Origin of the sequence: Thalassotalea sp. G20_0 (genome assembly GCF_017744175.1) — a bacterium.
Lineage (GTDB): Bacteria > Pseudomonadota > Gammaproteobacteria > Pseudomonadales > Endozoicomonadaceae > Endozoicomonas.
This window is the reverse complement of record NZ_JAGHQV010000085.1, coordinates 1-10,487: the sequence shown is the minus strand read 5'-3', so window position 1 is coordinate 10,487 and position 10,487 is coordinate 1. Positions and strand designations below refer to the sequence as shown.

The 10,487-nt window shown below is 47.2% G+C and carries 7 protein-coding genes, 1 tRNA gene and 2 rRNA genes; 4 read left to right on the top strand and 6 right to left on the bottom strand.

The features are described 5' to 3' along the window. Window positions 1-262 precede the first annotated feature (262 nt). Window positions 263-1,555 (bottom strand): site-specific integrase, encoded by a 1,293-nt coding sequence (locus tag J7438_RS23985; RefSeq protein ID WP_209278583.1) that lies wholly within the window; start codon window positions 1,553-1,555, stop codon window positions 263-265. A 330-nt stretch (window positions 1,556-1,885) separates the two neighbouring features. After that, window positions 1,886-1,962 (bottom strand) — tRNA-Arg (locus tag J7438_RS23980). Window positions 1,963-2,389: 427 nt separating this feature from the next. Between J7438_RS23980 and J7438_RS23975 the strand changes: the two genes are divergently transcribed. Next, window positions 2,390-2,824, top strand: coding sequence for a c-type cytochrome (locus J7438_RS23975; RefSeq protein WP_209278582.1), 435 nt, complete (start codon window positions 2,390-2,392; stop codon window positions 2,822-2,824). An 18-nt stretch (window positions 2,825-2,842) separates the two neighbouring features. Here J7438_RS23975 and J7438_RS23970 read toward each other — a convergent pair whose 3' ends face one another. Next, a complete protein-coding gene (locus J7438_RS23970) occupies window positions 2,843-3,799 on the bottom strand; it encodes a universal stress protein (protein WP_209204653.1) in 957 nt (318 codons plus the stop codon). A gap of 239 nt (window positions 3,800-4,038) precedes the next feature. Here J7438_RS23970 and J7438_RS23965 point away from each other — a divergent pair, with 239 nt between their 5' ends. From J7438_RS23965 to J7438_RS23955, 3 genes are all read left to right on the top strand, one after another. Next, window positions 4,039-5,142, top strand: coding sequence for a polyamine ABC transporter substrate-binding protein (locus tag J7438_RS23965; protein WP_209278581.1), 1,104 nt, complete (start codon window positions 4,039-4,041; stop codon window positions 5,140-5,142). Between the two features lie 143 nt (window positions 5,143-5,285). Then, window positions 5,286-6,521: a GGDEF/EAL domain-containing response regulator gene (locus tag J7438_RS23960; RefSeq protein ID WP_209278580.1), complete on the top strand. Its 1,236-nt coding sequence runs from the start codon at window positions 5,286-5,288 to the stop codon at window positions 6,519-6,521. A 180-nt stretch (window positions 6,522-6,701) separates the two neighbouring features. Then, window positions 6,702-8,108, top strand: coding sequence for an SLC13 family permease (locus J7438_RS23955; protein WP_209278579.1), 1,407 nt, complete (start codon window positions 6,702-6,704; stop codon window positions 8,106-8,108). Window positions 8,109-8,194: 86 nt separating this feature from the next. On the opposite strand, the gene J7438_RS23950 is transcribed toward J7438_RS23955, so the two are convergent. The 3 genes from J7438_RS23950 to rrf (J7438_RS23940) all read right to left on the bottom strand — a co-directional run bounded on the left by J7438_RS23950 (window position 8,195) and on the right by rrf (J7438_RS23940) (window position 10,479). Then, window positions 8,195-9,598 (bottom strand): SLC13 family permease, encoded by a 1,404-nt coding sequence (locus J7438_RS23950; RefSeq protein WP_209278578.1) that lies wholly within the window; start codon window positions 9,596-9,598, stop codon window positions 8,195-8,197. 601 nt (window positions 9,599-10,199) lie between these two features. Further along, a 5S ribosomal RNA gene (rrf, locus tag J7438_RS23945) occupies window positions 10,200-10,315 on the bottom strand. A gap of 48 nt (window positions 10,316-10,363) precedes the next feature. Then, window positions 10,364-10,479: ribosomal RNA gene (rrf, locus tag J7438_RS23940) — 5S ribosomal RNA — on the bottom strand. Window positions 10,480-10,487 lie beyond the last annotated feature (8 nt).

Below are 10,487 nucleotides of genomic sequence, written 5' to 3'. Positions count from 1 at the left end.
ACGGGGAAATGATTAAGTTTTGATCAAAAAAGGAGGTGACTGGCATGAGCGGCCTGTTTTGTTTTCAAAAAAAATTTTGTCAGTGCCTGTTGAGTCGGATTATTCATGGGTTTTCTGACAGGCACTATATACAGTATAAATACTGTACATACTTGCACTACACCAAATTTAAACCATGCCTGCAACATACTTTTTAACATTTTTTCAAAAGAACATTGACTTATCCAAAATCACGTTTTTAGATACAATTTCAACAAGAAAGTCAATATAAAAAATCCAGTTTATTGACTTCTGCTTCACCTTTTTCTGGAGCCAGATGTGCATATACCATTGTCATTTCAATGGTTGTATGACCAAGGTATTGCTGCACTCGTGCAAGACTCACACCCTTACTAACCAGCAATGAAGCAAATGTATGACGCATGTCGTGAAACCGAAAATGCCGTGGATCCCCCTTGCCAACATTTAATCCAGCGTGGCGCAAAACCGTTTTCCAGGCATTATCGATGTTATCCAATTGCTTGCCCGTTTTTGGACTTGGGAATACCAGCCCCTGGCTTCCAGACTGTTTCCGCCACTGCAGGAGTAATGCAAGCGCATTATCACTCAATGCAATCGTTCTACCCTTACTGGTTTTTGTGATGCTTTCAGGCAAATGGATAAGTTTTCGATTGAGATCAATATTGAACCACATCAGTCGAAACAATTCGCCTCTTCGCATTCCGGTATAAAGTGCTAACATCAATAATGGTCGCACATAATCAACAAAAAACTCATCCAGTTCAGGCAGAAGATCATAGTCCCGCTCCTTTCTCCACACGTTATATTTCCGGCGTTTTTCTCGAAGTGCATCCTCGCGGACAACCATGGCCCGTATAAATCGATCAAGCTCGCTCAGCTCTCCTTCCACCTCAGGCTGATCATTTAAAAAGCGCTTTCGTTTCATTTTATTTTCTGAAAGCGGCTTCAACCGATGGAGCGGGTGGATTTCCAGAATTTCATCATCAACAGCACGAGATAAGAGACCACGCAAAGAACTAACACTCCTGTTAATTGTGCCATTGGATAAGCCTTCCGCAATTTTCTGTCGACGCCATCGTTGAATGACCTTAGGGGTTATATCCTTGAGAGGAGAATCAAAGAGGTAAGCGAAATTTTTTTTGATACGAGCCAGCGTCGCATCCACGGTTTTTAGCTGCCCCTGAATATAGCTTGGATAGATTTTAAAAAACTCTCTCAACGTTATCAGCCCTTCTTGCGAATCTGCTTCCTGCTTTATACCCAGTGTTATTTCGCTGTAAATTTCCCGAGCCCGCCTCTGGGCTTGCTCTGGATGGATTTGCATACTACCGTTAGCATCAACAAACTTTCCCAGAGTAATCGTCTTAACTTTTCCAGCATGACGCTTTTGCACCTGAAAGGTCTTGGTTCCGGACTTACTGACCTTGATTCGCAAGCCAGCCCCCAGTTCATCGCGCACAAAATAATCTTGCTTAGCCGGTTTCAGAGCCATCAACTTACTCTTGCTGAAACGCATAACCTTTTTATTGCTCATCGCTGAGTCCTCCCTGATCAGTCGTAGTGATAGAGTCAATATGCTGTTTTTTCAGGAGAGAGCCATGAAGTAGCGGTTCCATCAAATCAAAACGATGAAGAACGATTTTTATCCATATTTTTTGGCGTCTAAAAAAGCCAATCTTATGGATGACCAGAACGATCAAGAGCGAGTAAAACAGATAAAATAATGATCGATATAGACGACTATGGATACAATCTGACGGCGAAAAACGAGAAAATCTCGATCTCAGGTGTAGGCTATACGTAGGATAGAATTTTTTGAAGGGAGAAATGTAAGCACTTACTGTCAGTGCAGATACCGCCGTTATGGCGCACCCGAGAGGATTCGAACCTCTGACCTCTGCCTCCGGAGGGCAGCGCTCTATCCAGCTGAGCTACGGGTGCACTTCCAGACCAGCAGACAGCTGCTCCAGCGGTTGCCAATAATACTGATCCACCCTTGGACTGTCTATGATTTTTTTACTGCTGCCTGGTACCAATTTCAAAAGCGTCTCAGTCTTCTTTTAATGACCTGCTCTCATCATCTGCGTTCCGTGAGCTGGCTCAGTAGGTTGTTCAAGCCCCGGTCGAGTACTTAATAATGGCAAACCACGATAATTACCGAAACCCACAATGTATAAACCCCTGTTTCGGGGATACCAATTGATCTATAATCCCATTGCCCGGAATAATTCGGCTACACAGGCGAAAGCTTATCAGCGAGTCTTAAGCTACTTTTTACCAGCTCTGGCAGTATCAGCTCTGGCAACGCCTAAAATAAGATAGCCATTAATCGCCTTAAGAGGACAAGCGAGTGTCAATGGGAACTCATATGCGTGCTTTGATTCTGTTAGTCGGGGGACTATTCGCGTCGCTGGTGTTTGCCAAGCCGACTGCAGACCTTGATTCAATTACTCGTGGTGAGATAAGCGAGCGTCTTGCTCCTGTGGGCTTCGTCTGTCTCGCAGGTGAAGAGTGTGCCAGTGCCGCAGGGGTAGTAGCCAGCTCCAGCAGTGGCCCAAGAAGTGGCGATGCAGTTTACAATCAGTTTTGTGTGGCCTGTCATGGCTCTGGCCTGTTAGGTGCTCCCAAAAAGGACGATGCCGCAGCATGGCAAGCCGCTGAGAAAACCGCTGGCGGGTTCAGCAGCCTGCTGTCCAATGCCATTAACGGTATTCGCAGTATGCCTGCCAAAGGTACCTGTATGGATTGTTCTGATGAAGAGATCAGTATCGCGATAGAACACATGAGCGGCCTCAAGCCCTGACCTCTTCCTTCAGTTTGATCAGCCGCTGGCCGCTTTTGCCAGCGGGCTGATAAATCCTTCCGGCTTCACCGCCAGTATTGAGCAGTAGATGCTGTTCATGATGTTTTCAGCCGTATTCCCCACCAGAATGCCTTCCTTATGGCGACCAAGCGTGCCCATCACAATAACATCAACATTCAGCTCATTGGCCAGTTGCTGGATTTCGGTCGCCGGGTTGCCCCTGAGCAGATGAATGGATACCTGCTGGTCATCATTCTCAGTCACGCCAACTTCCTGCATGACCTCCTGTAATTTGTTGTGGTAGCGCCGCTGGGTTATTTCCTGCAATTCATAAAGCTCTTCATCAGACAATGTTTTCAGGGAGCGCCGACCCAAGGGTACATTCCAGACACTGACCAGATGCAACGCAGCCTTTTCCTGACTGGCCAGATAGAGACCGTATTGTAAAAGCGTGCGATTCAGATCATGGGCATCCGAGTCCGGGTCGCCAGCATCGACGGCCACCAGGATTTTGCCATTGAATTGTGGGAGCTGATCCCGGTCGGCCATCATCAAAATGGGCACCGGGCATTTTCTGAGCAAAGCCAGGTCATTGCCCGTTAACTGTTTACGAGTCAGCGCGCCACTGGCATCCGCCAGTTTGATGACCAGGTCAATATGATGTTCTTTGATCACCTTGTAAATGGCTTGCCGGGGTCGGCCGGGAACAATCAATGTCTCTGCTTCGATCCCCTGCTCCCAGGCCATGGCCTTGAGGCGCTCAAGCTCATCCTCAAGTTGCTGCCTGAGGTGGTCTTCCAGTTTTTTTTCCAATGGGACAAATTGCAGATGATTCAGAGTTTCCAGGCTCTGGTCAAACAGGGCGATCAATAAGGTGGCCCGGTTATCCAGAGCCAGCCGAAAGGCCTGCTGTAGCTCCATATCCGAGGTGTGTTGCCGGGTAACGGCCAGAAGAATCGAACGAAAAGCATGCATCAATTTAGTCTCAAACCGATCACAACCCTACCCATTATCGCAGGAATTGGTCGCCCTGCCAGATATTCTGTTGATAACTCCGGAATTCTGTCTGGTAAACAATAAGTAGCTAACCATATGAAATCATATATTTCTGACTCCATATGGCCAGCTACTTAGGAACAGACTTGTAGAACAATGTTACTGCTATATAATCTCGCTCCCTATTATTTTCCTTGTATAAGGTTCACGGCACGTTTATGAAACCGATTAAGAGAACGTTCATCGTCGCCGCACTGCTCTGTGCTGCCCAACTCCAGGCCTCAGATGACAAGGCTGAAAAACTGTATTTCTATAACTGGACCGATTACATCGCGGAAGATACCGTCAAGAACTTTTCCGACAAAACTGGCATCGACGTAGTTTATGACGTTTATGACAGTAATGAGGTACTTGAAGGTAAACTGCTCTCCGGTCGCAGCGGTTTCGATCTGGTCTCTCCTTCCCACGATTTCTACAAGACCCAGATTCGTGCCGGTGTCTATGAGCCGCTGGATAAGTCCAAACTGCCTAATTTGAAACATCTTGATCCCGTCATTATGAAGGCGATCTCAGACAACTTTGATGAAAACAATACCTACGGTATCCCTTACCTCTGGGGAACCACCGGTATTGGCTATAACAAGGCGGCTGTCGAAAAAGCGCTCGGCAAGGATGCCCCGGTGGATAGCTGGTCTCTGATCCTTGAGCCGGAGAATATGAAGAAGCTGCAAAGTTGTGGTGTTGCGTTTCTTGACGCCGCAAGTGAAGTGCTGCCGTCTGTGATGGCTTACCTCGGCATTCCCGGCGATAGTCTGGATATGGCGGATTACAAACAAGCCGTGGCCAAGATGAAAGAGATTTCTCCTTACATCGCTTACTATCACTCTTCCCGCTCTCTGTCTGACCTGGCCAATGGCGATATCTGTGTGGCCCTGATGTGGTCTGGTGACGCGATGATTGCCAGAGATCGGGCTAAAGAAGCGGGTAACGGCCTGGATATCCGCTATGTCGTGCCCAAAGAAGGTGCAGCCATGTGGTTTGATATGCTGGCCATTCCTAATGATGCGCCTCACAAAGACGCCGCCCACCAGATGCTGAACTACCTGATGGAACCTAAGGTGATTGCTGATGTGACCAACTACGTGACCTATAGCAACCCTAACCCTGCTTCTAAACAGTATGTGGATGCAGATATTGCTAAAGACCCCGGTGTCTTCCCAAACGATGAAACCATGGAAAAACTCTTTGTTTTCAAAGAACTGCCATCCAAACTGAAGCGTTACATCACCCGCGAGTGGTCCAGAATAAAATCTGGCAACTGATCTTTTGCCAACAGTTATCAGAAGTTGATCCTTCTGATAACTGTCACTCTGGCTCCATTTATCCAATAACCGCTAAAAAAAACCTCCAACACTGTCCAATACGCCATAATTTATAAATTGAATCATTTTCACCCGGCCATTACATGGACAGTAACATCACTTCTCTCAGTATCCTGGTTTTGGAAGACCACCCCTTTCAGCGAGTGGTGGCAGAGCAAACAGTCTCAGGCCTTAATATTGACAGACTGCATACAGCAAAAAGCAGCAAAGAGGCTCTGAAGTTTCTGCAAAACAGGAATGCCGTTGATATCGTCATCTGTGACCTCGATATGCCGGGTATGGACGGTATCCGGTTTATCCGCCACCTGGCGGAGCAAAAGCTTGCCCGGGGCGTAATTGTGCTCAGTGCCATGGAGGCAGCTTTAGTCCGAATGGTCAGTGATATGGCTCAAGCTCATGGCCTGATGGTGCTGGGCCATATCCCCAAACCAATGTCCCGCCCCCGTCTGAGAGAATTACTGGAATTTTACTGCTCAGAACAGACTGAGAATAACGCCTGCCCCGTCACCACCAGAGAGCTGGTCTTTGATGAAGAAGCCCTTGAGAAAGCCATTGAGGCCAATCAGTTCGTGCTTTACTACCAGCCGAAGGTCTTGCTGAAAAGTGGCCGAATGATTTCTGTTGAAGCGCTAACCCGCTGGCATCACCCGGAAGCTGGCGTTATCAGCCCAGTCCACTTTATCCCCATGATGGAGAGCTCTGGCCTGATAACCCCCATGACCACAAAAATGATCGACCTGGCACTGGAGCAGATTCAAGTCTGGCGTGAGCAGGGCAGAAACATTGCCGTTGGCATCAACCTTTCTGCAGCCACTCTCACCAATACAGACCTTCCCGACATGCTGATTGGTAAGATGCGGGGTTTGAGTATTCCACCAGAGCTCCTGACTCTTGAGATTACCGAAAGCAGTCTGATTGAAAATGCTGCGCTTTCCCTGGAAACACTGGCCAGACTCAAACTCCATGGTTTCTCTCTCTCTATTGACGACTTCGGTACTGGCTATTCCAGCATGCAGCAGTTAAACCGAATCCCTTTCAGTGAGCTGAAAATTGATCGCTCATTTGTCTCTAATGCCTGTAGTGACAAAAACCATAAAGCGATTGTTGAAGCCAATATCAGCTTGGCCCACAAATTGAATATGCAAACCGTTGCCGAGGGAGTAGAAACACTCGAAGGCTGGCAATTGCTGAATGAGTTAAATTGTGACCAGGCACAAGGCTACTTCATTGCCAGGCCAATGCCCGCCGATGAAATCCCCCGGTGGGAGCGGGAGTGGCTGGCAAGACAACCGATTACACTACCCAAGCCCTGTATCTGAAAATGCATTGACACAGGTAGTCATGCAATCTGCCAATATTTTTCTGCCTGAACTATATTCACTTTTCGAAAATGATGTTTCATTGATCTGCTTCAGTACGTTTGCTGCACCGTTGATGCATGATGAACACCACCAAGAATTTTAAACTGTTATTTGCATCTCAAGGGTTGAATGACGTCTATGTCGCGTATTCTCAAGCTGTCGCTGATTGCAGCCTCTTTCTTCTTTCTGTTTTTCATTCCCGCTGAATTTATCCCTATTGCCAACCTCACCATTGAACAGCAACGGGTGCTGGCTATTTTCCTGATGGCCACATTGCTCTGGGTCTCTGAGGCCGTGCCAGCCTATGCAACGTCACTGCTTATTCTGGGCCTGCTGGCCACCATGGTGTCCAATACCAGCCCGTACTTTCTCCGGGAAGCATTGAATCCGGAGGCCATGCTCAGCTACAAAGAAATTCTCAGCAGTCTGGCAGCCCCGGTTATTGTCCTGTTTCTTGGCGGTTTTTTCATTGCCATTGCTGCCACGAAGTACAAACTGGACATCAACCTGGCCAGAGTATTGTTAAAACCCATTGGCAGTGATTACCAGAAAGTGATGCTCGGTTTGATGGGTATTACCGCCTTCTTCTCCATGTTTATGAGTAATACCGCAACAACAGCGATGATGCTTACCTTGCTGACGCCATTGCTGGCAAACGTTGATACCACGGATAATGCCGTCAAGGGTGTTATTCTTGCTGTGCCCATTGCCGCCAATATCGGCGGTATTGGAACCCCCATCGGCACGCCACCGAACGCCATTGCTTTTCGCTATTTAACCGGCGAGCATGCCATCACCTTTGGCGAGTGGATGCTGTTTGCCATCCCCATGGCCGTGGTATTAATTATGATTGCCTGGGTATTATTGCGTAAACTTTATCCGGGAAACATCAAAGAGCTTGCCGTTAAAATCGATTGCACCTTTGAACAATCGCCAAAAGCCTACCTTGTTTATGCAACAACCGCCGCGACGGTACTGCTATGGACCACCTCCAGCATTCATGGCGTAAACTCGTACACTGTCGCCTTACTGCCAGTTATCGTTTTCTCCCTTTCAGGCATTATCGATACCGACGACATCAAAAATATTAACTGGGATGTACTCTGGCTGATTGCCGGCGGTATTGCCCTGGGCTATGCCCTGGAAAAAAGCGGCCTGGCACGCTCTATTGTTCACACCATTCCCTTCGACACCATGGGAACCTTTGTGGTGTTATTCCTGATGGCTGTGGTCTCAATGGTGATGGCAACATTTATGTCCAATACCGCCACAGCAAACCTGCTGATGCCAATTGCGGTTTCAGTCGCTACGGTTCTGAGCGGGCTGGAAAATTATGGCGGGATCAGCCTTATGGTTATCTCGGTTGCTCTCTCAGCATCCATGGGAATGTCACTGCCTATCAGTACTCCACCCAACGCTTTGGCCCATGCCACCGGAATGGTTGCCAGCAGAGACTTTATCAAGGCTGGTAAGTTCATCAGTACCATTGGTGTCATTCTGATCTTTGCAGTGATTACCCTGCTGGGTGTGTTGGGTTACTTCTGATCAGACTCCCTCTATTTGGCAACCCCGATCTCGGGGTTGTCATCTCTTTCAACGTCAAAAATAAAACGCATACCTGACATTCCCCCTTAAAAGAAGCCCATCCAGGTCATCAGCATCAATACCGAAAAGATCAATAAAACCCCCAGCGGACTTAAAATCTGAGCGGTTTTGATAAAGTCCCTGGTATCCACCAACCCTGTAGCATGAGCCAGTGCATTGGGCGGTGTGCTGATTGGCAGGCCCATCCCCAGGGAAGACGCCAGGGCAACCGCCGTACCCATCACAACCAGTCCTCCCTGCTCTGCAATACTGACCACAGAATTGGACATGGAGATGGCAATGGGCATTAACAGGTTTGCAGTGGCCGTATGGGACATAAATGTCGCCATAATCATACAAAGCACGCTGATGCCCAGGATGATGGTCACCGCATCGAACTGTTCAAATGGCACCATACTGACAAGCAACCCGGCAAGACCAGACGAGGCAAGCGCAGTACCAATGGCAATACCACCGGCAAGCAGCCAGAGCACATCCCAGCTGATATGCTTCAGATCATGCTTATCAACAATGCCACACAGGCTGAATACAGCCACCGGAATAATGCCAACGGCACAGGCATTAATGCCGTGGACATCGGAGAACACCCACAGCAGGATGGTCACCACAATAGTGATATAAACAATGTACGGCTTCAGCCCTCTTTCAAAACGACCATCAATCCGGACATCCAGATGGCCACCATTGGAGGGATACATCTTTTGCAGTAACCACCAACTGAAAGCAATCATAGCGACAGTAATCGGTACGGCAAACAGCATCCAGCCACCAAACGACAACGCATGCTCACCGACAAAATAACGGAAAGCGATGGCATTGGGCGGAGTTCCAATCGGGGTCCCCATACCACCCAGGTTTGCGGCAATAGGAATACTCAATACCATTGCCCGACATCCGGGATCTTCACTGTCCATTCGAGCCAACAATGGCGTCATAATAGTCAGCATCAACACACTGGTCGCTGTATTGCTCATGAACATGGAGAAGGTGGCCGTGATGATCATCACACCAAGCATCACAATTTCATACTTCTGGCCAAAAGGCTTTAACAGAACACGGGCCAGATTGATATCTACCTTGTACTTGGCACAGGCCAGAGCAATAAAGAACCCGCCCAGAAAAAGGACAATGATGGGTGATGCCAGACTATTGAAAATAGACACATAGTTCAGCATGTCTTCACCAAGACCATCCCTGAGCGGAAAAGGTGCGCTGTTTGAAGCGGTCAATACCAAGAGTGTAATAATCAGAAGAGATGTTGCAAAGGCTGGCACGGCATCACTGACCCACATCAGGGTTGCCAGAATAAAAATGGCCAACACCCGCTGCTGCAAAATTGACAAGACACCTTCGGGAAACACCATTTCCGGAAAGCCGAACAGCCCCAGAAAGATGATTGCTATTGGAACAACCTTTTTAAGCGGAGTCATTTACAACATACCGTACATGAGCAGTTAAAATGGATCAGCGTGCTCTAAAGGCTGGAACGCTGAAGCTGATCAACAGAAAGCAGACATAATCATTTTTAAATAATTAACAGTTAAGACAATTAAATTGTTCAGTGCAAAATTGTGCCTATCAATACCTTGAGCCAGAACACAGACTTATTAATGAATAATTTTGCATAAGATAAGGTTAAATACTATTAATCAGATCATATAGATAACCTTTTCTTAAAGCATAAAAATAGTGAAAAAATATACAATATAAAAGCTTTGCATGATTATGATGTTAGAAAAAAAACAGCAGCAAAAACATTGAACACTCACAGGTCAGAGACCCAGACTTAACCAAGGAAATAAATAACAAGTTTCAACAACTCATCTTTGGAAAAGATAATTGCTCTTACAAACAATCAATTTGGTGTGAAGAAGAACATTCACAGAGATGGTGATATCCCATGGCCAGAATCAGGTGCATTTGATTCAAGCGCAGCGCTACTTAAGCGAAGATAGGATTTTTCTGTTGCACTTTTTAACCATGATAAAATAAAACCCCCGACAGCCAAGCTATCGGGGGTTTATATTTTGTGCCTGAAGATGACCTACTCTCACATGGGGAGACCCCACACTACCATCGGCGATGCATCATTTCACTGCTGAGTTCGGGATGGGATCAGGTGGTTCTAATGCTCTATGGTCTTCAGACTAAACTGGTATCTTCAAGCTTTACTCTCAAAGATTATAGAATTTGGTGCCTGGCGATGACCTACTCTCACATGGGGAGACCCCACACTACCATCGGCGATCGGTCATTTCACTGCTGAGTTCGGGATGGGATCAGGTGGTTCTAACCTTCTATGGTCGCCAGGCTTAACTG